Raw genomic sequence first — 22,348 nt, forward strand, 5'->3', positions numbered from 1 at the left:
CTCTGCTTCTCGAGGGAGGGCGGACCCCCGATGAGTCTGGCTCTGTACCGCAAGTACCGGCCAGCGACGTTCGCCGAGCTGAAGGGGCAGGAACACGTCGCCGAGCCCCTCCAGCAGGCGCTGCGCAACGGCCGGATCAACCACGCGTACCTGTTCAGCGGGCCGCGCGGCTGCGGCAAGACGTCCAGCGCCAGGATCCTCGCCCGCTCGCTGAACTGCGAGCAGGGGCCGACCCCCGACCCGTGCGGCAAGTGCGACTCGTGCGTCGCGCTCGGACCGTCCGGGACCGGGCACATCGACGTGATCGAGATCGACGCCGCGTCCCACGGTGGTGTGGACGACGCCCGCGACCTGCGGGAACGGGCCTTCTTCGCCCCGGTCGCGGCGCGCTTCAAGGTGTACATCATCGACGAGGCGCACATGGTCACCCGCGAGGGCTTCAACGCGCTGCTGAAGCTCGTCGAGGAGCCGCCGCCGCACCTGAAGTTCGTGTTCGCGACCACCGAGCCGGAGAAGGTCATCGGGACGATCCGGTCCCGGACCCACCACTACCCGTTCCGGCTGATCCCGCCGGGCGTCCTCCAGGATCTCGTCGAGGAGATCCTGGAGAGCGAGGACGTCCCGTACGAGGCGTCCGCCCTGCCGCTGGCCGTCCGGGCCGGGGCCGGCTCCGCGCGCGACACGCTGTCGATCCTGGACCAGCTCCTCGCCGGGTCGGACGAGAAGGGCATCACGTACGCGCGGGCCGTGTCGCTGCTCGGCTACACCGACTCCGCGCTGCTGGACGAGGTCGTCGCGGCCTTCGCGTCCCGGAACGGCGCCGCCGTGTTCGCCGCCGTCGACCGCGTGATCGAGAGCGGCCAGGACCCGCGCCGCTTCACCGCCGACCTGCTGGAACGCGTCCGCGACCTGGTGATCCTCTCGAACGTCCCGGAGGCCGCGGGGTCGGGGCTGCTGAACTTCCCGCCGGACGAGCTGGAGCAGATCCGGCGCCAGGCGTCCTCGATGGGGCCCGGGGAGCTGACGCGTGCCGCCGACCTGCTGCACACCGGGCTCACCGAGATGCGGGGCGCGACGTCCCCGCGGCTGCTGCTGGAGCTGATCTGCGCCCGGATCCTGCTGCCGGCCGCTTACGAGGACGAGGCGTCCATGTTCGCCCGCCTCGACCGTCTGGAGCGCCAGGCCGGGCAGGGCGGCCTCGGCGGTGGACAGGCCGGGTTCGGCGGCGGGCCGGGCGGCGATCCTCTGGCGCAGGCCTTCGCGTCCGCGGCGCCGGCTCCCGTCCAGGGCGGCCCGGACCAGGGGGCGCCGGGGCGGCCGGGGGCGGCAGCGCCCCGCGACGGGGGTTCCCCAACGCCCGGAACAACGCCCGGTACCCAGTCCCCTCCCGCCCGGGGGGCCGACCCCACTTCCAGTGTCAACCCCGCCCCCGGTACGGCACCCGCAGAACCTGGTTCTGTGGATAACCGCGGAGCCGCCCCCGCCGCGCCCGCGCCGTCGTCGCCTGCCCAGTCTCCGGCAGCGCAGGCCCCGCCCGCCCAAGCCCCGCCCGCGCAGGCCCCGGCCCCACAGTCTTCAGTTGCGCAATCCCCGCCCACGCAATCCCCGCCCACGCAGTCCTCGCCTGCGCAGTCCCCGGCCGCACAATCTCCGGCCGCGGCGGCCGACGCGCGGCCCGCGCCTTCCAGTGCTCCGTCCGCACCCTCCGGCGCACGGCCGGCGCCCGCCGCGCCCGCCGCGCCCGGTGGAGGGGGTGGAGGGGCCGACCTCGCCACCATCCAGCGCCTCTGGCCGGACGTCGTCGAGGCCGTCAAGCAGAAGAGCCGCGCCACCTGGATGGTCATCATGGCGGGGGTGCAGCCGGTCTCCCTCGACGGCAGGGTCCTCACTCTCGGCTTCGACGCGGAGGGGCGCCGCCTCGGCTTCGTCAACGGCGGCCGCGACGCCGTCCTGCGCGAGGTCTTCAAGGAGCGGATGGGCGTCGACTGGCGGATAGAGACCGTCGTGGGCGGAGCGCCCGGCGGGTCCCCACCGGGGGGAAGGCCGGGCCCTAGCGCGGGGTTCGGTGGGGCGGCCACACCGAACCCGGCACCGCAGCCGCGGCCGCTCGTCCAGCCGTCCGCGCAACCGTCCGCGCCGAGGGCGGACCGGGCCCCGGAACCGCCTCCGCCGCCGCCGGACGAGCCCCCGCCGCCGCCCGAACCCCCGCCCGTGGACGAGAGCGACGAGGTCGACCCGGAGGGCGACGCCGACGCCGACGGCACCGAGGCCGAGATGAGCGGGATGGCGCTCATCCAGCGCGAACTCGGCGGCCAGATCATCCGCGAGATCGACAACTCGGCTTCCTGAGCCGCCTGGTCGGGGGGCGAATCCCGGATGTGCTTCCGAAATGGCGCGCTGAGGTCCTCGCGTACCGAAACGGCCTGGGAACCCGTAGTCTCGTGGGACGGACGTCCGGTGGCTGGCGGAGCGCCAGAGAGAAGGCCCTCGGGGGCCGGAAGAGGGAGTGCACCGTGGAACCCGGTGGTCAGCTGAACATGCAGGAACTCCTCCAGCAGGCGCAGGCCATGCAGGAGCAGCTCTTCAACGCCCAGCGCGAACTCGCGGAGACCGAGGTGACGGGGACCGCCGGCGGCGGGCTCGTGACCGCGACGGTCAACGGGCAGGGCGAGGTCACGGGGCTGTCGATCGACCCGAAGGCGATCGACGCCGACGACCCGGCCGACACGGCGGAGACGGTCGCCGACCTGGTGCTGGCCGCGATCCGCGACGCCGCCCGCGAGGCGCAGGAGCTCCAGCAGGAGAAGATGGGCCCGCTCGCCCAGGGGCTCGGCGGCGGCGGGGGCATCCCCGGCGGCTTCCCCGGCCTCGGCGGCGCCTGAACAGGCGCGCGGGCAGAAGACGACCAGTAAAGGAGGGGTCCGTTGTACGAAGGGGTGGTTCAGAACCTCATCGACGAGCTGGGCAGGCTGCCCGGCGTCGGCCCCAAGAGCGCGCAGCGGATCGCCTTCCACCTCCTCGCCGCCGATCCGGCCGATGTCGAGCGTCTCGGCAAGGCGCTCAAAGAGGTCAAGGACAAGGTCCGCTTCTGCAAAACATGCGGGAATGTCGCAGAAGAAGAGGAATGCCGGATCTGCCGTGACGCGCGCCGCGATCCCCACATCATCTGCGTGGTGGAGGAGTCCAAGGACGTCGTCGCGATCGAGAAGACCCGCGAGTTCCGCGGCCGCTACCACGTACTCGGCGGCGCGATCAGTCCGATCGAGGGCGTCGGGCCGGACGACCTGCGCATCCGCGAGCTGATGCAGCGGCTGGCGGACGGGGCGGTGACCGAGCTGATCCTCGCCACCGACCCCAACCTGGAGGGCGAGGCGACCGCGACCTACCTCGCCCGGCTGGTCAAGCCCATGGACATCACCGTCACCCGACTGGCCAGCGGCCTTCCGGTGGGTGGCGACCTCGAGTACGCCGACGAGGTCACGCTGGGCCGCGCATTCGAAGGACGGAGGCTGCTCGATGTCTGACGCCAACAGCCCGCAGGACTGGAACGCCCTCGCCGAGCGCGTGGCGTGCCACGTCGACAACTACCTGAACGGCCTGGAGGCGGTCGCCCGCGGCGACGGCGGGACGCACACCATCCCGCTCCTCCTGCTGGAGGTGTCGCAGGTCATCCTGGCGGGGGCGCAGCTCGGCGCCAGCGCCGACGTGATCCTCCCGGACAACTGGGAGCCCGAGGTGGGCGACGACCCCGACCTCGACTCGATCCGGCAGGGCCTGGCCGAGCGCCTCCAGACCATGGACGAGTACGTCGAGGTCTTCGACCCGTACAAGGACACCGAACCGACCTCCTACCGCCTGTCGGACGACCTCGTCGACGTCGCCAGCGACCTCGTCCACGGGCTCCGCCACTACAACCAGGACCGTCCCCTGGAGGCTCTCTGGTGGTGGCAGTACTCGTACTTCAACCACTGGGGCAACCACGCCGGCGCCGCTCTGCGGGCCCTGCACGCCTTCGTCTCCAACGCCCGTCTGAGCGTCGCCACGGAAGTGGCCACGGAAGCCGCCCCCGCGTAGCCCGCCGCCGCCCGGCCTAGCCGGACGCGGTGGGGCCGGTCCGTGCGCCGAGCGCCCACGCGATCAGCTCGGCCGCCTTCTCGACGTCCGCGCCGATCTGGCCGCTCCCCCCGGACCGCCACGCGAACTGTTCGCGGTCGTCGTCCCAGGCGATCCGGGCCTCCTGCCCCCGGTAGGAGACGTGCAGCAGACCTCCGCCACCGTCCGGCCGCGCCGCCGCCACCTGCGGCGCCCTCCGCCGCAGCGCCGCGTAGAGGGACGGCAGCGGCCCCCGGCGAACCCTCGGCAACTCGTCGAACCCGCCCATCAGCTCTCCCATCAGCTCGATCACCGCCGCACCCGCCCCCCACCAGGCCGTGGCACGGACGCAGCGGATCCCCGGTGGACGTGGTGAACCACGGCACCCGCCGACGCCTGCCTTCACATAGACGCTTGACCCCCCGTCCAGGTGGTCAGCAAACATGATCGGAACGGTGCCGGGAAGGTCTCATCCCGCTGACGGCACGGCAACCCTCGTGTCACTTACGCCTCAAGGGGGCCGTCCGGTGTCCCATCGCCGAGCAGGTCGTCTCGTTCACCGCCAGGATGACCAACGTCGCGACGCTGGGCAGCCCCGTGCTGCGCGGGATGCGCAACACCCTGCTGCGCACCCTCGACTGGATTCCCGCCGTCCACCGCACGATGGAGATGAACCTCTCCGAGCTGTCCACCGACCCCGCCCGCCGCAGAACCGGGTTGCCGTGAGCGTCCGTGTCGGCGCAGCATGCGGGGATGCGCTACTCGATCAATATCCCGAACTTCGGTGACTTCGCCGACCCGCGGACCGTCGCGCGGGTCGCGGAGGCGGCGGAGCGGGCCGGGTGGGACGGGCTGTTCGTGTGGGACCACGTCGTCCACGTGAGGAGCGATCGCAAGTCCTTCGGGGATCCCTGGATGCTGCTGACGGCGGCGGCGCTGGCGACCCGCCGGATCAGGCTCGGCACGCTGGTCACGCCGGTCCCGCGGCGGCGCCCGCAGCAGCTGGCCCGCCAGGTCGCCACGCTGGACGTCCTCAGCGGCGGACGGGTGGTCTTCGCGGCGGGCCTCGGCGGCCCGGTCGCCGACGAGTACGGGGCCTTCGGCGAGCCCACCGACCCCGCCCTGCTCGCCGAGCGCCTGGACGAGGGCCTCGGCCTGCTCGAACGCTACTGGTCCGGCGAACCGGTCACCCACCACGGGCGCCACTACCGGGCCGAGGACGTGGCGCTGCTGCCCGCCACGGCGCAGCGGCCGCGGCCGCCGGTGTGGATCGCGGGGTTCTGGCCGAACCGCAGGCCGATGCGGCGGGCCGCCCGCTGGGACGGCGCCGTCCCGCTGTTCGGCCCCGGCTCGCACGGCCGCGCGCCCGCCGTCGAGGACGTCCGCGACCTGGCCGCGTTCGTCCGGCGGCACCGGCGGGGCGACGGGCCGTTCGAGATCGTCGTCGGCGGCGCCAGCCCCGCCGACGCCCGCGACCTGGTGGGCCCGCTGGCCGACGCCGGCGCGACCTGGTGGGACGAGCGCCGGATGATCGGCACCGAGGAGAACGAGCGCCTCGAACCCGTCCTGCGCCGCATCGAACAGGGCCCGCCGGCGCTCTAGCGCCGCCGCCCCGAGCAGGTTTCCCGTGAAACCGGCCGGGTGATCCTCGCGGTCAGCGGCGGTGGGCGAGCACGTCGCGGGCCACGGCGTCGCGTTCGGCGGCCTCCTGCTCGGCCGCCCGCCGCTCGGCTTCGGCGCGGGCGTCGTAGGCGGTCCGGGCGGCGGCGATCGCGCCCTGGTGCTCCTCCGTCCACACGACGAGCGACCGGATCGTCTCGTGCAGGGTCGCGCCCATCGACGTGAGCGCGTAGTCGACGCGCGGCGGGACGGTCGGGTGGACGGTCCGGCTGACGAGCCCGTCCCGTTCGAGGTGCCGGAGCGTCCGGGCGAGCATCCGCTGGCTGATCCCGTCGATCCGGCGGCGCAGTTCGGTGAAGCGCAGGGAGCGCTGGTCGAGCAGCGCGATGACGAGCAGGGACCACTTGTCGGCGATGCGGTCGAGGATCTGCCGGACCTCGCAGTCGTTGCGGGTGTGCCACTGCAGAACGTCCTCGTCGGCGGCGGTGACTCCGCAGTAACCGGGGGACGCGAAAGTTCCGTCTTCCATGCTTCTCGATGGTGTCGGACGATGCTGCCGGTAACAAGAGGGAACCGGCATCCATCAGGGGAACCGGTGCCTCGGAGGAGAGGAGCCGGGTCATGTCCACATCCGCGTCCCGCATGGACGGCCGCGCCTGGGCGTCGCTGCTGGTGCTGTGCGGTGCGGTCTTCCTGGAGGGGATCGACGTGGCGATGCTCAACGTCGCGCTCCCGTCGATCCGGGCGGACCTGGGGTTGTCGACCGGGATGCTGAGCGGCGTCATCAGCGCCTACGTGCTCGGCTACGGCGGGTTCATGCTGCTCGGCGGGCGTGCCGCCGACCTGCTCGGGCGGCGCCGCGTGTTCCTGTTCTGGATGGCGGTCTTCCTGGCCTTCTCCGGTCTCGGCGGCCTGGCCACCGAGGGCTGGATGCTGCTGGTCGCGCGGTTCGTCACCGGGGTCGCGTCGGCGTTCATGGCCCCGGCGGGGCTCGCGCTGGTGACCACCGCGTTCCCGGCAGGGCCGGCGCGCACCCGGGCGCTCGGCGTCTACGCCGGGACGGCCGCGGGCGGCTTCTCGCTCGGCCTCGTCGCGGGCGGTCTGCTGACGTCGCTCGGCTGGCGCTGGGTGTTCTTCGCGCCGGTCATCCTGTCGGCGCTGCTGCTGGCGGCGGCCGTGCCGCTGGTCGCCGACCCGCACTCCGCCGGGCAGGGGAGGGGGACGCGGGGCTTCGACCTGCCGGGCGCCTTCACCATCACGGGAGCCATGCTGCTCCTCGTCTACGGGGTCGTCCGGCTGGAGCGCCCCGGGCACGGCGCCGCGCTCACCGCGGGCGTCCTCGCCGGAGGGCTGCTCCTCCTCGCCGTGTTCACCGTGGTCGAGCGCCGGTCGCCGAGCCCGCTCGTCCGCCTCGGCGTCCTGCGGTCGGCCGCCCTCGTCCGGACGGACGCGAGCGCGCTGCTCTTCATCGGCGCCTTCGCGGGTTTCCAGTTCCTGATGACCCTGTACCTGCAGGAACTCCGGGGCTGGACGAGCTGGCAGACCGGTCTCGGCATGCTCGTCGTCGGCCTGGACACCGTGCTCGCGCCGACCCTGACGCCGCGCCTGGTGAACCGCTTCGGCAACCTGCGCGTGCTGCTGGGCGGCATCGTCCTCGCCTCCGTCGCCTACGGGCTGTTCCTGCCGGTCGGGCTCGACTGGGCCTACGCCGCCATGTTCCCGATCCTCGCGCTGCTCGGCCTGGCGTTCGCCCTGGCCTACGGCCCGCTGACGATGGCCGCCACGGACGGCGTCGACGAGCGCGAGCACGGCCTGGCGGGCGGCCTGCTCTACACGGCGATCCAGTTCGGCACGGCCCTCGGCCTCTCCGCCGTGACGGCCGTCCAGGTCGCGGCGCTCGGCGGTGACGGCTCCCCGGAGGCGCGCCTCGACGCGCTCCGGACGGCCCTGGCCGTCCCCTTCGCCGCGGCGGTCCTCGCCGCCCTGATCACGGCGTTCGGCCTCCGCACCCGTCCCGCGAGGCCTACCGAACCGGCGCCGGACCCCGTCAGGACCGCCGTCTAGGACCGGACGAGAGGAACCGACGGCGGGCGGAGTTACCTGGTCGTGATCCACCGGATACGGCTCTGTAGACTCGACGACCAGAAACGCCTGACCCCGATCCGAGGAGCGCCCACTCGTGGCTCTTGTCGTGCAGAAGTACGGTGGCTCCTCCGTCGCCGACGCCGAAGGCGTCAAGCGGGTCGCCCAGCGCATCGTCGCAACGAAGAAGGCGGGCAACGACGTGGTCGTCGTGGTCTCCGCCATGGGCGACACGACGGATGACCTCATCGACATGGCCAAGCAGGTCAGCCCCCTGCCGCCCGCCCGTGAGCTGGACATGCTGCTCACCGCCGGCGAGCGGATCTCGATGGCGCTGCTGGCCATGGCCATCGCGAACCTGGGCCACGAGGCCCGCTCGTTCACCGGTTCCCAGGCCGGTGTGATCACTGACGGCTCGCACGGCAAAGCCAAGATCATTGATGTGACGCCGGGACGGATCCGGACCGCGCTGGACGGCGGCTCGATCTGCATCGTGGCCGGGTTCCAGGGCGTCTCGCAGGGGACCAAGGACATCACGACGCTCGGCCGCGGCGGGTCCGACACCACGGCCGTCGCGCTCGCGGCGGCCCTGGACGCCGACGCCTGCGAGATCTACTCCGACGTCGACGGCGTCTTCACCGCCGACCCGCGCATCGTGCACGCCGCCCGCAAGATCCCGAAGATCTCCTACGAGGAGATGCTGGAGATGGCGGCCAGCGGGGCGAAGATCCTGCATCTGCGCTGCGTGGAGTACGCGCGCCGCTACAACATCCCGATCCACGTGCGGTCCTCGTTCAGCCAGAAGGTGGGCACGTGGGTCGTCGACAGCAGCGAGATCGAAGGACAGGACATGGAGCAGGCGATCATCTCCGGCGTCGCGCACGACCGGAGCGAGGCCAAGATCACGGTGGTGGGGGTGCCCGACAAGGTCGGTGAGGCCGCCACGATCTTCACGGTGCTGTCCGAGGCCGAGATCAACATCGACATGATCGTGCAGAACGTCTCGGCGGCGTCCACCGGGCGCACCGACATCTCGTTCACGCTGCCGTCCACCGACGGGCAGAGCGCGCTCACCGCGCTGAACAAGCTGAAGGAGAAGATCGGCTTCGAGTCGCTGCGCTACGACGACCGCATCGGCAAGGTGTCGCTGATCGGCGCCGGGATGCGCTCGCACCCGGGCGTCACCGCGTCGCTGTTCGGCGCGATCGCCGAGGCCGGGGTGAACATCGAGATGATCTCCACCTCGGAGATCCGGATCTCGGTCGTCGTCGCGCAGGACGACATCGACACCGCGGTCGCCGCCGCGCACCGCGCGTTCGACCTCGACGCCGAGCAGGTCGAGGCCGTCGTCTACGGCGGCACCGGCCGCTGACCGCACGACGGAGCGGGCCGCACGGATTCCGTGCGGCCCGCTTCGTCGTGCCCGTCCTGTGCCGCGTGACGCTGACGCCGCCCGCCCGCGGTGGCAGGGTCGTAGGGGGAACCGGCCGCACGCGGCGGGAGTTGGACGTGCGGACGACTCGACGGCGAGAGGGTGACGCGACCATGGCCCTGAATGCCCGGCCGGCCGGCGCGAGGACCAGGGGGACGGGCGGGCCGACGCTCGCCGTCGTCGGAGCCACGGGGGCCGTCGGGGCCGTGATGATCGACCTGCTGTCCACCCGCCGCGACGTCTACGGGGAGATCCGGCTGGTCGCCTCGCCCCGGTCGGCGGGGCGGTCGCTGGCGCTGCGCGGCGCGGACGTCGAGGTGGCGCCGCTGGCGCCCGAGGTGTTCGACGGCGTCGACATCGCGATGTTCGGCGTGCCGGACGCGGTGGCCGCGCGGTGGGTGCCGGTCGCGACGGAACGCGGCGCCGTGGCGGTCGACAACTCCGGGGCGTTCCGGATGGCGGCGGACGTGCCGCTCGTCGTCCCGGAGGTGAACCCGGAGCGGGTGCGCCGGCGCCCGCGCGGGATCGTCGCGAGCCCCAGCTGCACCACGCTGTCGATGATCATGGTGATCGGGGCGCTGCACCGCCGCTACGGGCTGCGCGAGCTCGTCGTCTCGTCCTACCAGGCGGCGTCGGGCGTCGGGCTGGAGGGCGTCGACACCCTGTACGAGCAGATGGAGAAGGTCGGCGGCGACCGCGCGCTCGGCAACCGCGCGGGCGACCTGCGCGGCGCGGTGGGCGAGTTCGGGCCGTTCCCGGCGCCGCTCGCGATGAACGTGGTGCCGTGGGCGGGCGAGGTGCGCGGCGGCGGCTGGAGCTCGGAGGAGCTCAAGATCCGGGAGGAGTCGAGGAAGGTGCTCGGCCTGCGCGACCTGCGGGTGACGGCGACCTGCGTCCGCGTCCCGGTGGTGACGGCGCACTCGCTGTCGGTCCACGCGGTGTTCGAGGGCCGGGTCGACCAGCGGGAGGCGCAGGCGGTGCTCGCGGGGTCGCCCGGCGTCGTGCTCTGCGACAACCCGGAGACGCAGGAGTTCCCGACGCCCGCGGACGTCGTCGGTACCGATCCGGCCTGGGTGGGGCGGGTGCGGCGCTCGCTGGACGACCCGAACGCGCTCGACCTGTTCCTCTGCGGCGACAACCTGCGCAACGGCGCGGCGCTCAACACCGCCCAGATCGCCGAGCTGGTCGCCGCCGAGCTCACTCCCTGAGCGCCGCGAGGACCGCGGAGGTGTCCAGGTAGAACGGGCGGAACTCGCTGACCAGGCCGTCCCGGACCGTGATCCACTGCAGGACGGAGGTGTCCACCTCCCGCCCGGTCGCGCGGGCCCGGAACACGCAGTCGTTGCGGACCGCGACGACTGCGTGTCCCAGGCCCGCGCCGTCGACCGCGTAGTGCTGCTCGCGGAACGTCAGCTCCGACCACATCTCGCTCATCACGGCCATGAACCGCTCCATGCCGTCGTGGCCGCGCCACGTCCCGCCATAGGGGAGGCAGGGCGCCTGGTACATCACGACGTCGGGGGTGAGATGGGCGGCCATCACGGAGAAGTCCCCCTTGCCGGGGCCGCCGGCGGCGAGGTAGGCCGCTTCGGCGGCGTAGAAGCGCTGGAGGGCTTTCAGGGCATCGGTCATGCTCGGTCAACACCGCGGCCGGGCGCCCGGTTGCGCCGCGCGGCGGACGGCCGGGCCGCGCGGCGCAGGACGCCACGAGCGGGAGGCCGTACGCGGGCTCTAGGGTGGCATGCGTGACCGAGACGAAGGCCGTGAAGTCCGAGCAGACGCGCGCCCTGATCGTCGAGACGGCGCTGCGGCTGTTCCGGGAGCGCGGATACGAGCAGACGACCATGCGGGCGATCGCCAAGGAGGCGGGTGTCTCGGTCGGCAACGCCTACTACTACTTCGGGTCCAAGGAAGAGCTGATCCAGGCCTACTACGACGAGCTGCAGGACGAGCACGTCGCCGCCTGCCGGGCGGTCCTGGACGCCGAGCGCGAGTTCGCGCCCCGGCTGCTGGGCGTCCTGAAGGCCAGGGTCGACACGATGATCCCCTACCACGAGTTCGCCGGGAAGTTCTTCAAGTTCGCCGCCGAGCCCACCAGCCCGCTCAACCCGTTCAGCGCCGAGTCCGGGCCCGCCCGCGACTCGGCGGTCGCGATCTACCGCGAGGTCGTCGAGGGCTCCGACCTGAAGATCGACAAGGAGTTCCGGGCGGAGCTGCCCGAGCTGCTGTGGATCTACTCGATGGGCATCGTGCTGTACTGGGTGCACGACAGCTCGCCCGGCTGCCGCAAGACCTACCTCCTCGTCGAGCGGACGGTTCCGCTGGTCAACCGCATGGTCGCGATGTCGCGCATCCCCGGCTTCAAGTCGGTGACGCGCGAGCTGGTGGGCATCATCCGCGAGGTCCGGGCCTGACCGTGATGTCCCAGTGGTCCTTCTCGCGGGCGAAGACGACGCCCTCGGGCGACCGGTGCAGGCGCGCGCCGTCGCCCCGCACGCCGGTGAACGGGTAGCGGCGCACCGCCTCGTCGACGCAGGCCCCGGTCGCGATGTCGATCTTGTAGCCGTTCCCGTGGCTGTAGGCGCCGCCCGCGTGGCCGTGCTCGGTGCCGCCCGTGACGGTGACCTCGCAGCCGCTCGACTCCGCGAAGTCGATCAGGCTTCTGACCGTCCCCCACCGGATGCCCTCGAACGAGGTGCAGGTCCGGACCGTCCGGTCGGAGCAGCGCCCGGTGGAGCGCCAGCCGATGCCGCTCGCCCGCAACGCGTACTCGACGAACTGCTGGTCGAGGCGCTGCGAGCTCGGCAGGTCCGGCGGGACGTCCCGCGGCGGCACGGTCCGCGCGGCCGGCCGTCCGGCCTCGGGACCGGCGCCGGGCGCCGGGACGAGCGGGCGCCGGCCCGGGGACGCAGGCTCGGCGCCGGGCGCGGTCCGCGTGCCGGCGGAGGGCGCGCGGCGGCGGACGCGGCGGGCGAGGCGAGCGCGAACACGGCGGCGGCCAGGGCGAGGGCGGTCACCGCGGCGGCCGGCCGGAAGGCCGGGTGCTGGGCGATGCCGGGCGCCCGCCGGCACTCGGACGGCGTGGCGCCATGGACGCTGCACGGCCGTGGCATGGGCGATCCCCCCGATCGGTGACGTCCGGGGGGCGAGAGCCGGTCCTCGCGGGACCGGCGGTGCGTGCGGCCGATCGGAGGGATGCCCGAAGGGTCGATCTTGTAAACCCGGGACGGGCGAGGCGGCCCGCCCGTCCCGGGGAAAGATCACGACATGCCGAGATGTTTCCGGGCGAAGCCGATCTCGGCGGCCATCTGGGTGATGCGCTCCTCGACCACGAGGGAGCCGTGGCCCGCGTCGTACCGGTACACCTCGTGCGGGCGCCCCAGCTCGGCGAGCCGCGCCAGGTAGTTGTCGATCTGCCGGATGGGGCAGCGCGGGTCGTTCTCCCCCGCCAGGACCAGCACCGGCGCCGTGACCCGCTCGACGTAGGTGATGGGGGACGACTCGCGGTACCGCTCCGGGACCTCCTCCGGCGAACCGCCGAACAGGGACCGGTCGAACGCCTGGAGGCCCTCCATCTCGTCCTCGAACGCGGCGACGTAGTCGGCCACGGGGACGGCCGCGACCGCGACGCTCCAGTCGTCCGGCCGCGTGCCGATGCCGAGCAGGGTGAGGAACCCGCCCCACGATCCGCCGGTCAGCACGAGCCGCGCCGGGTCGGCGAGGCCCGACTCGACCGCCCAGTCGCGGACGGCCTTGATGTCCTCCAGCTCGGTGATGCCGACGCGGCCCTCGATGGCGTCGCGCCACTCGGAGCCGTACCCGGTCGAGCCCCGGTAGTTGACGCGGACGACCGCGAACCCGTGGTCGACCCACGCGGCGGCGGCGGGCGTGAACGAGTCGTCGTCCTGCGCCGTCGGCCCGCCGTGGACGTCGAAGACGGTCGGGTAGGGGCGGTCGCCCTCCGGCTTGCTGACCAGCGCGTGGATGCGGCCGCCGGGGCCGTCCACCCACACGTCCTCGACCGGGACGGACGGCGGCGCCGCGGGCCCGGGCGGGGTGAGCACGACCGCGCCGGACGTGGAGCGGATCACCGGCGGCTCGGCCGCGGACGACCAGGAGAACTCGACCGTCCCGTCCGGCCGGACGTCCGCCCCGCCGATCACCCCGCGCGGGGTGTCGATCCTGGTCAGCGCCCCGTCGGCGAGGTCGTAGCGGTAGAGCTCGTCGCGCGCGTCGTGGGAGTGGGAGATCAGCAGCGCGGCGCCGTCCGGGTACCAGCTCGCGCCGATCTCGCCGGGCAGGTCGAGGACGATCTCCTGTTCGGTGCCCGCGACCGGATCCCAGATGAGCGTCTCGTCCCGCCCGCGCCGCTCGTGGTTGACCAGCAGCCGCGCATCGCCGTCGACCGGAGCGAACCCGGCGCCGTAGACGCCCTTGCCCGGCCCGTCCCACAGGTCGGCGACAGGGGAGCCGTCCTGCCGCACGACGCGCAGCGCCATGTGGCGGCTGTCGCCGTGCTCGCTGTGCCCGATCGCGATCAGTGACTCGTCCCGCGAGACGGCGGCGACGTGGGCGTCCTCCGCGTGGCGGTAGAGCACCTCCGGCGCGGCGCCCGCCCGGCACAGGTGGACGGTGTTGCCCTCCTCCGTCGTCCGCCCGATCACGGCGAGGCCGCTGCGGCCGAGGGCCAGCCCCGACGGGTACGACGGCTCCAGCTCCGGAACGGCCGGAACGCTCTCGGTCTCCCCGAACGGGACGCGCTTCCACACGCCGAACTCGTCGCCGTCGGTGTCGGCGAACCACCACACCCATGCGCCGGACGGGTCGACGGTGCCGTGCCACGTCCCGTTGGGGCGGTCGGTCGCCTGGCGCTGCTCACCCGTCTCGCGGTCCCACGTGTAGATCTCCCAAGTGCCGCTCACGTTGGAGCGGTAGATGCTGCGGCTCGGGGCGTCGCGCGCCCATCGGGGCAGGCTGATCCGCGCGGCCCGGAAACGCGCCTTCCAGCGCTCGTCGTCGACCATCCCCCCAGTATCGCCGAGCCCCACGAGAGGATCATGGGGATGCGGCTCTTCGTCCCGTGCCGGACAGGGGTCAGGCGGGGTCGCCGGCGGGTGCGAGGATGAAGGTCGTCCCCTCGTCCTCGGGGGTCTTCACCAGCAGTTCCGTCGCCGCGAGGGCCGCGGCGATCTCGTCCCGGTCGCCCGCCCAGCCGAGGTGCAGCTCGTCGGCCAGGTCGCCTCGGGTGTCGAAGGCGCTCTCGTGGCTCTGGGTGTTCCAGAAGACGGCCTTGGGCGCCTCCGCGTCCTGGGTCATCTCGGCGACGCGCTGCCAGCATCCCGATGTGGTGGGCCAGAGGGCGGGCTCGGCGACGTAGCCCTTCGCGGCCAGGTCGTCGAACGCCCGCACGATCCGGCACAGATCGGAGGTCTCCCCGGGGACCTGGCAGGTCACCGTTCCCTCGCCCGGCCCCTGGGTGTCGTGGACCGCCGCCATGAGCCGCTCCATCGCGGCCTCGTAGTCGTCCTCGTCCTCCGGTTCCTCCTCGGGAACGCCGACCACCAGCCCCTCCCGGGCGAAGACCGACTGGATCTCCGACGGGAGGCCGCCCCGCCAGCGGACGTCGACGTCCCGCAGCAGGGCGCCGTCGGCGGAGAACGCGTCCGAGAAGTCCTCCGGCAGGGTCAGCAGCCCGTACTCGTCGGCCGCGGACGCGAACTCCTTGCCCGTGACCTGCCGCCACCCCTTCTCCTCCAGCCGGTCGAGCGCCCGGTCGAAGGACTCGCTGTGCGACGCGGCGGGCGCATGCGCCCGCTCCCGCCGGGCGACCTCCCGCCGGAGCCGCGCGACCGCCATCGCCCACCAGCAGTGCGGATGGGCGAACGACTCGGGATCGAGCTCTTCGAGGCCTGCGGCGATCTCGGCGAGGCGCGCCTTGTCGTCCGCGGGCCGCTCCGCCCAGGGCGAGTACACGTACGCGCCCAGGCGGCGGACGAACTCGGTGAAGGACCGCAGCGAGGTGTTCACGATCTCGAACTGGGCCTCCTCGTCGCCCTCTCCCGGGGAGAAGAGCACGACGACGCCCTCGTTCACGTCGAGGAAGTACAGCATGTCGCCGTCGGGTCCGGTTCCGCCGAGGACCAGGGCCCGGTTGTCCTCGTTCAGCGGGAGGACGGCGAACAGCCCGAGCGGTCCGTCGGGGATGTCCGTGCAGAAGTAGCCGCCCGCGTCCCTGAGCAGCCCGGTCTCGGTGAGCAGCCGGAGGTCGGCCTCGGGGAGCCCGAGCTCGCTCCCCTGCGCGACGTCCAGGGTGACGGAGTCCTCCTCGCCTGCGGCCACGGCGTCTCCTCCAGAGAGTTGGGTTTGCGGCTTGGAAGGGACCGTAGTGACCCGCCCCCGCCGTGTCCCCGGATCGCCGACATTGATGATCTTGCGGGCCGTCAGGGGGCGGGGGCGCCGGCGACGAAGGTGCGTTCCTGCGGGGACGCCACCAGCTCCACCGTCGTGCCGGGGCGGAGGTCCTCGCCGAGGACGGCGGTGACCGCGTCGGTGAGGGCGGCGGCCAGGCCCGCGGTGATCTCGGCGGCGTCGGGGCGGTCGAAGGCGGCGGCGCGGACGCCCATGACCAGCGAGACGTTCGTGTCCACGGCCTTGCCGCCCTGGGCGAGGCGGCCGGCGGGGACGCCGGACAGGCGGATGCCCGCCAGCTCGCGGGCCCATTCGCCGTAGACGCCGACGATCGCCTCGGTCAGCGCGCCGACGAGCTCGGATTCGTGGCCGGCGAGCCTGTCTTCTGGCAGGTGGACGGTCAGATGCGGCACAGTGGTCCCCGTTCTCTTTGACCTAAAAGGCTTTAACTTCAAAGGCTTTAACTTCAAAGGTACTTGTGGAGGGTGCCGATGTCCACCGGATCGGGCGGTCCGGCCGTCGACGAGGCCGTTCGCACCCTGCTGCTGCTCATGCCGCGGATCGTCGGCCGCGCCAAGCGCCTGCCCGTCCCCCCGGCACTCCAGGGCCTCGACCTGGCGCCGCGCCATCTCGCGCTGCTGGCCCACCTGGAGTACGGCGGCCCGGCCGGTGTCAACGAACTCGCCGCGCGGCTGGAGGTCGCCCCGACGACCGTCAGCCTCATGGTGAGCGAGCTGTCGCGGCCCGGCGTCCTGGAACGCACCGCCGACCCCGCCGACCGCCGCCGCCGCATCGTCGCCATCGCCCCCGCCTTCGCGGCGCCGATCGCCGAATGGCTCTCCGGCAGCGCCTCCGCCTGGGAGCGCGTCATGCGCGGTCTCGCCCCCGCCGACCGCGCCACGGTCATCGGTGCGCTGCGCGCCTACGAGGCCGCCTTGGAACAGGCCCCCGCCGAGCGCCGGTAGCGGCTTCCCCGGCCGGCGTCAGGCGAGAGAGCGGCCGGACGGCTTGGGGCGCTTCGTCCCGGCCAGGCCGCGGTGGACGGTGCGGGCCACGCGTTCGATGGTCTCGATCCCGTAGGCCATGGACGGGGTGTCCCGCGTGAGGACCGCGATCATGTAGTCCTCGCCGTGCCCGTCGAAGCTGCCGATGCTGTGGACGCGCCAGCGCCGGTCCGGGCGCGGCAGCCAGCCGTTCTTCACGTGCCAGGTGACGCCGGCGGGACGCCCGGCGGGGGTCCCCCACCGCTGCGCCGGGACGACCTCGTGCATCAGCCTCAGCGCGTAAGCGCGGGCCCTGGCGGGCAGGAGCGCGTTCGGCGTGGTGAGCCGTTCCAGCAGTTCGATCTCGTCGTGCGCGGTGATCCGGGTGAGCCCCCAGTGGCCGCCGGGGTCCAGCCGGGTCTGCGTCATCCCGGCCTCGCCGAGGAAGCCCGCGACGCGGGCGCGCCCCACCGAGCGCCACAGCGCGGACGTCGCGCGGTTGTCCGAGCGAGTGATCATCCTGCGGGCCCGGACCCGCTCGGTCGCCGTCAGCGGGCGGCCCTCGTCGGCGGCCTGGCGCAGCAGCGCGCCGAGGACCGTGACCTTGACGACGCTCGCCGAGTCGTACCGCCGCCCGGCCCCGACCGCGCAGCGGATGCCGCGCCGTCGGTCGTACACGGCGACCGACTCGGTCCCGGCGCGGCCGCGCAGCGCCTGCCTGATCCGCGCGCCGAGCCGGTCGGCGGCCTTCGGGTGCCGCGACGACGAGCAGGGGCCGTCCGGAGCCGCGGCCCGGGCGGGCGCGGCGGCCGCCAGCAGCGCGGCGGCCAGCGCGAGCGCGGCGAGGGATCGTGCCATCCCGCCACGCTAATGATCACGAATGCCGGGGCGGGGCGTCCGATCGCCGTGCTTCGGTAAAGGACGGATCAGGGAGTGGCCAGGCGGCCGAGGAGCTCGTCGATCGCGGCGCGGATCTGCCGGTCCATGGCCCGCGCGAAGCCGGCCTCGACCGTGACCTCGGCCCCCGGGCGGAGCCGGGCGATGGTCTCGGTGAGGGCCCCGAGGTCCCGGTCGTCGACGGCCTCGTCCAGCCGCCCGACGACGTGCGTCGTGATCAGCCGGACGAACATCGCGGCGAGGCCGTCCATGCTGCGCTGGAGGTCCTGGCCGGCGGCGAGCACGGCGTCCAGCGGCACCCCGGCCCGCACCAGGGCCACCGTCGCGTCGAGCTGGCGGCGGCTCCAGTGGGTGACGCGGTCGCCGTCCACCTCGATGTGGCCGAGCGCGACGGCCCGCTCCACGGCCTCGGGGCCGACCTCGCCGGGGAACAGCGCGGCGAGCTCCTCCAGCGTCATCGTCACCGGGACCTCGTTCGACCACGGGGTCGTGACCGCCTTCTCGACGCCGAGGACGGCGCCGATGCCGCGGCCCTGCTCCCACGCGGCCAGCAGCTCGCGGATGCCCTCCAGCGTGTGCCCGCGGTCCAGCAGGTTCCCGATCATGCGGAGCCGGGCCAGGTGGTCCTCGGAGTACAGGCCGATGCGCCCCTCGCGGCGGGGCGGCGGCAGCAGCTTGCGCTCCTGGTAGTACCTCAGCGTCCGTACCGGGACCCCTGCGGCCGTGGCGAGTTCGCCGATGCGGTACTCGCGGGTCCCGTCGCCGGGACGGCCGCCCTGCTCCTGCGTCGGCTCATCGCTCACGGCGGCCAGCATAGTTCGCGGCCGGTCCCGGCCACGTCCCGTCCCGTCCCTCCAGGCCACGGAACGCAGGCGCGCCCGCGCACGTCAGATCACCCGGCGTCACCGACGCCCCCTGCAGAGAGGCGAAAGATGGTGAAGACCCGTTCCGCGGCCCTCGCGCTCGTTGGTCTGGTCGCCGCGTTCGGGCTGACCGCCTGCGGTCAGGACCGGTGGTGCGAGCACGACGCGACCGACACGAAGGTGAGCGACCGCTTCTGCAAGAACAACACTCCCGGTTACGAGTGGGAGTCGGGCGGCAAGAGCCACAAGAAGAAGTCGTCGAAACACAAGACGATCAAAAAGACCCGCCACTGAGCCGCCGTGCCCCGGCCGGCCGATCCGGCCGGGGCAAGCCGCCGAACGCGGGCGCTCTGCGTAACCGAAGCCCGGATGCCCGCGCTACTTGTGACGCACGCAGACCTTGAACTTGCCGGTCGGCCAGGTGTCGGACTTGGCTCCCCGCCAGATCGTCGCCGTGGTGCTGGCGCTCAGGCACAGGGGATACCATTCGCCCTTGGTCTTGTAGGGGTTCCAAAGCCAGGCGGCGCTGGAACTGTCCCACTTCACTTTCGTGGAACTGTTGTACTGGGTGTAGGTGTCGTCCCTTCCGTATCCCGTTGACCGTGACGCGGTCTTCACCTCACCGCAGTTGAAGGCCACGGCGAAGGCCACCGACCATGGAACGCCGCCCCCGATGGACGGCTCGGCCTTGCAGGACGAATCCCACCAGCGCTGCCTGATCTTGGCCTTGTCGACATTGACGTCCCGTCCCTCCGCGCCGCACTTCGTCCGCACCGTCAACCGCATCGTCGGCTGCTTGATCGACCGGTCGGTGTAGTCGCTCCACCGGGAGTTGCGGTCGGAGATCTTGTAGGTGACGGTGCCCCACAGCGTGACGATCATGCAGCGCTTGAGGGGCTTGGACCAGAACTTCTGCACCTGCGTGTAGGGACGCTCGTAGGTGGTTCCCGCCTTCGCGGAGGACCCCGCGGAGAGGACGGTCGACCTTGGCGGTTCGCCGGACGCGGTCGCCACCACCCCGCCCGCCACGCCGGCCGCCGCCAGCGCCATCGCTGAGAACTGGACACGCTTGCGCATGCCGACCACCTTTGATCTAGGGATGTCCGGCGCGCGGAGAAGCGCGCCTTGGAGGAGGGCCGTGGGTGAGGCCGCGGGCGTCAGCCGGGGCAGTGGAGTCGTGCTTTCCCGCTCTTCTCCTGGTGCCGGCCCCAGCTTTGAAGGACATTGCCGGCGACCTCGGTCCGGTAGGTCTCCCGGCCCGGGGACCCGTCGCACGGGATCGTCGCCTTGACCTGGATATGCGCCCCCCCACTTCCGGAGGACGTACGAACTCGGGTCAGTGGCGCAGGGCCCAGTCGCCGAGCGGTCTGCGCTTGCAGAGCGCCACTCCCAAGGTGAGGTATCCGGGCTCGTCGCAGATGATGCTGCCGTAGCCGACGACCTTGGCGGCTTGGGGCCGGGAGGGCGGTGTGCCCTGGACGTCCGAGGCGCGGTTCGCCACTCCCACGTGTCCCTGGAAGCCAGAGAGGAACGACAGGGCGGCCGTCATGGCGTTGAACGTCGCGCCGCTTGCGGCGATATCCACAACTCGTCGCCTCATCGAGCCCCGCCCCTTCACTCGTTCTTCCAGGTGAGAACACGCTAGAAAAGTCGCGTCCCGCATTTCAGGGCCCTTGGGCCCCGTCCAGGGGCGAGCCGGGCCTCAATACGAGGACCGGATCTCGGCGGGTCCGCGGGCGCGGGCGGCGGACCGGGCCGTTCGTGCGGCGGGGTCAGCACGAGTCGGTGCGGGTCCGCCGGGCGTTGATCATCATGGCGTCGGCGTCTGGGACATCGGTGCCGGCGATCGCCCGCCTGGTCGCGGCGCATGAGGACACCGTCCGGGACGAGATCCATGCCTTCAATGAGAAGGGCTTGGCCGCGCTGGGCCCTCGGTGGGCGGGAGGCCGTCCCCGCCTGATCAGTGAGGCCGACATCGAGTTCATCGCCGCGACGGCCACCGCGCGCCCGGTCACGCTCGGGCGCCCGTTCACGCACTGGAGCGTGCGCAGGCTCGCCGACCACCTGGCCGACAACACCGTCCGCCGGGTGAAGATCGGCAGGGAACGGTTGTTCGCCCCTGGGCGATGACCAGTTGTGGGGTGTGGTCCGCCGCCGTAAGGGCGGTGACCACACCCTCGCCCCTGGGCCAATCCGATCGAGGCCCAGTTCGGGCCACTACGCACCTTCGTGATGGGCAACTCCGACCACGAAGGCCACCCCGCTCTGGCCCTGCGGCTCCAGGCTTACCTGCGCTGGCGCAACGCCAACGCCCGCCACCCCGACGTCCTGGCCGCCCAACGCCGCGAACGCGCCCGCATCCGCAGCCAACGCCGGCAACGCTGGGGCCGCCCACGAGCACCGTGATCAAACCCGGCCGGCGTCCGTAGTCAGCGCACGAGCCGTTGGAGGGCCGCGCTTACTTTCGCACGCGGAAGCGGAGCGTCGTGACGGCACCCGACTGGGTGTTGCTGAAAGGTTCCAGGTCGATCCTGTCGATGCTTGGGGGCGAGAAGCGGACGCCGTCGCCGAGCAGCACCGGTAGGACGTACACCAGGATCTCGTCGACGAGCCCGCGCTGCAGGCACTGCGCGGCCACGTCGGCACCGAGGATCTCCAGGTTCTTGCCGCCCGCGGCGCTGCGTGCCGTGGCAACGGCTTCCTCAAGTCCACAGGTGAGGAACGTGACGGTAGATTCCGGCTCGGCGGGAGGCTTGTGGGTGAGAACGAACTGTGGTCCCCCGTCGTAGGCGGTGCCCTGGTCGGCCATCCGCTTGGCGACCTCGTACGTGCCCCGGCCGACGAGCATGGCGCCCGTGGCCGCCATGACCTCCGGGACGGCGTCGGCAGTCAGGTAATCGCCGATCCAGTCCATCGCGTGGCCAGGACCGGCGATGAAGCCGTCCAGCGACATCGCCCTGTTCACGACCACTTTGCCGGTGCCGAAGCCCACATCACTCATGCGTTTTCTCCACGGATTCTGGAAGCTCGAGATCGAATGCTAGTTCGACTGGAGAGGGTGAGGGCAGGAGTTACGCATCTGTGATGGCATGACGCGAACAAGGGGCACCCGGATGTGCAGGCCACCCAGCGTCGGGAACGTGCCCGGGAACGGAGTGAACGACACCGCCGGTGGGGTCGTCCTCAGTCCCGGGCTGAGTGACCAGCCCGGTGATCGTTTGTGGTCACCGCACTAGGTGACGCGCCGGGTGGTCATGGCGCGGCGCGTCCGGCGGCGGGGCGCCCGGTCCTCGTCGCGGGACGCCTCGGCGGCGAGCAGGTCGGCGAGCGTGCGGGGGAGGATGTCCTCGCGGCGGTCGGCGAACGGTGAACGCATGATCCCTCCCGGGTCAGGCGGCGGTCGTCAGGTCGGGGTAGGCCGCGCATACGGTGGTGAGCGCCCAGCGCATCCGGGCCGGGAAGGTCTCCGGGTGGTCGCCGGCCTCCTGGGCGACGGCGGCCACCCACGCGGAGATGTCTCCGCCGCAGGCCCCGAAGCGGTCGCTGATCGCGGTGCGGACCTGCTCGGCGGAGGGGCGGTCGGACTCCTGCAGCGGGGAGGCGAACAGGATCTCCGCGAGGTCGGACGCGTTCATCGAGGTGAAGCTCGGCATGGTCGACATCGGAGTGCCTTCTTCCTGCGGGAGACTTCCTCGTCACCCTTCTGCTGCTTACGACTCTGCCCCCACGGCGAATTCATCGCCATAGGGGAAAACCCCGATTCACGGTGGAGTTCACCCCCCTGGCCATCCCTGACCCGGACCCTGGGACCGGTGCGAGAAGGCGTCAGCGAGGGCTTCGCGGAAGGCGCGCACGGCCGGGTGTGAGCCGCCGCCCCGGCGGGACGCTGTGAACCGGCGCCGTGTGCGGTGCCCTCCGGCTCCATCACCCACGCGCTCTCCGCCAGATCGCGCAGGGCCGCGTCCGGCGTT

Annotated in this window: 26 protein-coding genes and 1 pseudogene; 13 read left to right on the forward strand and 14 right to left on the reverse strand. The window is 72.5% G+C overall.

Translation table 11 applies throughout. The annotated features are described in order from the left end of the window. Positions 1–30: 30 nt before the first annotated feature. The 4 genes from ACQEU6_RS29845 (at position 31) to ACQEU6_RS29860 (ending at position 4,074) form a co-directional block, all read left to right on the forward strand. Positions 31–2,349: a DNA polymerase III subunit gamma and tau gene (locus tag ACQEU6_RS29845; protein ID WP_499336369.1), complete on the forward strand. Its 2,319-nt coding sequence runs from the start codon at positions 31–33 to the stop codon at positions 2,347–2,349. A 164-nt stretch (positions 2,350–2,513) separates the two neighbouring features. After that, positions 2,514–2,882 (forward strand): YbaB/EbfC family nucleoid-associated protein, encoded by a 369-nt coding sequence (locus ACQEU6_RS29850; protein WP_089310737.1) that lies wholly within the window; start codon positions 2,514–2,516, stop codon positions 2,880–2,882. Positions 2,883–2,924: 42 nt separating this feature from the next. Next, positions 2,925–3,524 carry a recombination mediator RecR gene (gene recR, locus ACQEU6_RS29855; protein ID WP_089310736.1) on the forward strand — a complete coding sequence of 200 codons (600 nt, stop codon included), beginning with the start codon at positions 2,925–2,927 and terminating at the stop codon, positions 3,522–3,524. Further along, positions 3,517–4,074, forward strand: coding sequence for a DUF5063 domain-containing protein (locus tag ACQEU6_RS29860; RefSeq protein ID WP_499336370.1), 558 nt, complete (start codon positions 3,517–3,519; stop codon positions 4,072–4,074). Before recR ends, ACQEU6_RS29860 begins: the two co-directional genes overlap by 8 nt. 16 nt (positions 4,075–4,090) lie before the next feature. On the opposite strand, the gene ACQEU6_RS29865 is transcribed toward ACQEU6_RS29860, so the two are convergent. After that, the gene (locus ACQEU6_RS29865; protein ID WP_499336371.1) at positions 4,091–4,405 is read right to left on the reverse strand and encodes a hypothetical protein; all 315 of its coding nucleotides are present in this window, start codon (positions 4,403–4,405) and stop codon (positions 4,091–4,093) included. Positions 4,406–4,659: 254 nt separating this feature from the next. Between ACQEU6_RS29865 and ACQEU6_RS29870 the strand changes: the two genes are divergently transcribed. Continuing rightward, complete coding sequence (locus ACQEU6_RS29870; protein ID WP_499336372.1) at positions 4,660–4,818, forward strand: hypothetical protein; 159 nt, start codon at positions 4,660–4,662, stop codon at positions 4,816–4,818. Positions 4,819–4,845: 27 nt separating this feature from the next. Next, entirely contained in the window at positions 4,846–5,694 is an 849-nt protein-coding gene (locus ACQEU6_RS29875; protein ID WP_499336373.1) for an LLM class flavin-dependent oxidoreductase, read from the forward strand. A gap of 52 nt (positions 5,695–5,746) precedes the next feature. Here ACQEU6_RS29875 and ACQEU6_RS29880 read toward each other — a convergent pair whose 3' ends face one another. Next, positions 5,747–6,241, reverse strand: coding sequence for a winged helix-turn-helix transcriptional regulator (locus ACQEU6_RS29880; protein ID WP_499336374.1), 495 nt, complete (start codon positions 6,239–6,241; stop codon positions 5,747–5,749). A gap of 92 nt (positions 6,242–6,333) precedes the next feature. Between ACQEU6_RS29880 and ACQEU6_RS29885 the strand changes: the two genes are divergently transcribed. The 3 genes from ACQEU6_RS29885 to ACQEU6_RS29895 all read left to right on the forward strand — a co-directional run bounded on the left by ACQEU6_RS29885 (position 6,334) and on the right by ACQEU6_RS29895 (position 10,434). Further along, a complete protein-coding gene (locus ACQEU6_RS29885; protein WP_499336375.1) occupies positions 6,334–7,776 on the forward strand; it encodes an MFS transporter in 1,443 nt (480 codons plus the stop codon). Positions 7,777–7,891: 115 nt separating this feature from the next. Beyond that, positions 7,892–9,166, forward strand: a complete 1,275-nt coding sequence (locus tag ACQEU6_RS29890) for an aspartate kinase (protein ID WP_499336376.1) — start codon at positions 7,892–7,894, stop codon at positions 9,164–9,166. A 173-nt stretch (positions 9,167–9,339) separates the two neighbouring features. Further along, the gene (locus tag ACQEU6_RS29895; RefSeq protein WP_499336377.1) at positions 9,340–10,434 is read left to right on the forward strand and encodes an aspartate-semialdehyde dehydrogenase; all 1,095 of its coding nucleotides are present in this window, start codon (positions 9,340–9,342) and stop codon (positions 10,432–10,434) included. Here the strand turns inward: ACQEU6_RS29895 and ACQEU6_RS29900 are convergent. Then, positions 10,424–10,858, reverse strand: coding sequence for a nuclear transport factor 2 family protein (locus tag ACQEU6_RS29900; RefSeq protein WP_499336378.1), 435 nt, complete (start codon positions 10,856–10,858; stop codon positions 10,424–10,426). The genes ACQEU6_RS29895 and ACQEU6_RS29900 overlap by 11 nt on opposite strands. Positions 10,859–10,971: 113 nt before the next feature. Here ACQEU6_RS29900 and ACQEU6_RS29905 point away from each other — a divergent pair, with 113 nt between their 5' ends. Further along, positions 10,972–11,640 (forward strand): TetR/AcrR family transcriptional regulator, encoded by a 669-nt coding sequence (locus ACQEU6_RS29905; protein ID WP_258942012.1) that lies wholly within the window; start codon positions 10,972–10,974, stop codon positions 11,638–11,640. On the opposite strand, the gene ACQEU6_RS29910 is transcribed toward ACQEU6_RS29905, so the two are convergent. From ACQEU6_RS29910 to ACQEU6_RS29925, 4 genes are all read right to left on the reverse strand, one after another. Then, a complete protein-coding gene (locus tag ACQEU6_RS29910) occupies positions 11,618–12,061 on the reverse strand; it encodes a hypothetical protein (RefSeq protein WP_499336379.1) in 444 nt (147 codons plus the stop codon). The two genes, ACQEU6_RS29905 and ACQEU6_RS29910, sit on opposite strands and share 23 nt — an antisense overlap. 425 nt (positions 12,062–12,486) lie before the next feature. Next, the gene (locus tag ACQEU6_RS29915; protein WP_499336380.1) at positions 12,487–14,250 is read right to left on the reverse strand and encodes a S9 family peptidase; all 1,764 of its coding nucleotides are present in this window, start codon (positions 14,248–14,250) and stop codon (positions 12,487–12,489) included. Positions 14,251–14,320: 70 nt separating this feature from the next. Beyond that, complete coding sequence (locus tag ACQEU6_RS29920; RefSeq protein ID WP_499336381.1) at positions 14,321–15,565, reverse strand: SUKH-4 family immunity protein; 1,245 nt, start codon at positions 15,563–15,565, stop codon at positions 14,321–14,323. A 101-nt stretch (positions 15,566–15,666) separates the two neighbouring features. Next, the gene (locus ACQEU6_RS29925) at positions 15,667–16,047 is read right to left on the reverse strand and encodes a hypothetical protein (protein WP_499336382.1); all 381 of its coding nucleotides are present in this window, start codon (positions 16,045–16,047) and stop codon (positions 15,667–15,669) included. Positions 16,048–16,125: 78 nt separating this feature from the next. On the opposite strand from ACQEU6_RS29925, the gene ACQEU6_RS29930 reads away from it, so the two are divergent. Further along, on the forward strand, positions 16,126–16,599 hold the full coding sequence (locus ACQEU6_RS29930; protein WP_499336383.1) for a MarR family winged helix-turn-helix transcriptional regulator: 474 nt from the start codon (positions 16,126–16,128) through the stop codon (positions 16,597–16,599). Positions 16,600–16,617: 18 nt separating this feature from the next. Here ACQEU6_RS29930 and ACQEU6_RS29935 read toward each other — a convergent pair whose 3' ends face one another. Beyond that, a complete protein-coding gene (locus tag ACQEU6_RS29935; protein ID WP_499336384.1) occupies positions 16,618–17,475 on the reverse strand; it encodes a serine hydrolase in 858 nt (285 codons plus the stop codon). 68 nt (positions 17,476–17,543) lie between these two features. Continuing rightward, the gene (locus ACQEU6_RS29940; RefSeq protein WP_499336385.1) at positions 17,544–18,317 is read right to left on the reverse strand and encodes a MerR family transcriptional regulator; all 774 of its coding nucleotides are present in this window, start codon (positions 18,315–18,317) and stop codon (positions 17,544–17,546) included. Between the two features lie 129 nt (positions 18,318–18,446). Between ACQEU6_RS29940 and ACQEU6_RS29945 the strand changes: the two genes are divergently transcribed. After that, positions 18,447–18,671, forward strand: coding sequence for a hypothetical protein (locus tag ACQEU6_RS29945; RefSeq protein WP_499336386.1), 225 nt, complete (start codon positions 18,447–18,449; stop codon positions 18,669–18,671). Positions 18,672–18,755: 84 nt separating this feature from the next. Here ACQEU6_RS29945 and ACQEU6_RS29950 read toward each other — a convergent pair whose 3' ends face one another. Both ACQEU6_RS29950 and ACQEU6_RS29955 read right to left on the reverse strand, forming a co-directional pair. Beyond that, positions 18,756–19,454: a hypothetical protein gene (locus ACQEU6_RS29950; RefSeq protein WP_499336387.1), complete on the reverse strand. Its 699-nt coding sequence runs from the start codon at positions 19,452–19,454 to the stop codon at positions 18,756–18,758. A 259-nt stretch (positions 19,455–19,713) separates the two neighbouring features. Then, positions 19,714–19,962 (reverse strand): hypothetical protein, encoded by a 249-nt coding sequence (locus ACQEU6_RS29955; RefSeq protein WP_499336388.1) that lies wholly within the window; start codon positions 19,960–19,962, stop codon positions 19,714–19,716. 176 nt (positions 19,963–20,138) lie between these two features. Between ACQEU6_RS29955 and ACQEU6_RS29960 the strand changes: the two are divergent. Further along, positions 20,139–20,783 (forward strand): annotated as a pseudogene (locus ACQEU6_RS29960) (helix-turn-helix domain-containing protein). A 52-nt stretch (positions 20,784–20,835) separates the two neighbouring features. Here the strand turns inward: ACQEU6_RS29960 and ACQEU6_RS29965 are convergent. The 3 genes from ACQEU6_RS29965 to ACQEU6_RS29975 all read right to left on the reverse strand — a co-directional run bounded on the left by ACQEU6_RS29965 (position 20,836) and on the right by ACQEU6_RS29975 (position 22,039). Next, positions 20,836–21,378: a dihydrofolate reductase family protein gene (locus tag ACQEU6_RS29965; protein WP_499336389.1), complete on the reverse strand. Its 543-nt coding sequence runs from the start codon at positions 21,376–21,378 to the stop codon at positions 20,836–20,838. Positions 21,379–21,609: 231 nt separating this feature from the next. Continuing rightward, positions 21,610–21,753 carry a hypothetical protein gene (locus tag ACQEU6_RS29970; RefSeq protein WP_499336390.1) on the reverse strand — a complete coding sequence of 48 codons (144 nt, stop codon included), beginning with the start codon at positions 21,751–21,753 and terminating at the stop codon, positions 21,610–21,612. 13 nt (positions 21,754–21,766) lie between these two features. Next, positions 21,767–22,039: a hypothetical protein gene (locus tag ACQEU6_RS29975; protein WP_499336391.1), complete on the reverse strand. Its 273-nt coding sequence runs from the start codon at positions 22,037–22,039 to the stop codon at positions 21,767–21,769. Positions 22,040–22,348 lie beyond the last annotated feature (309 nt).

The sequence above is a fragment of the Spirillospora sp. CA-108201 genome (assembly GCF_050936235.1).
In the GTDB taxonomy this organism is placed as follows: domain Bacteria; phylum Actinomycetota; class Actinomycetes; order Streptosporangiales; family Streptosporangiaceae; genus Spirillospora.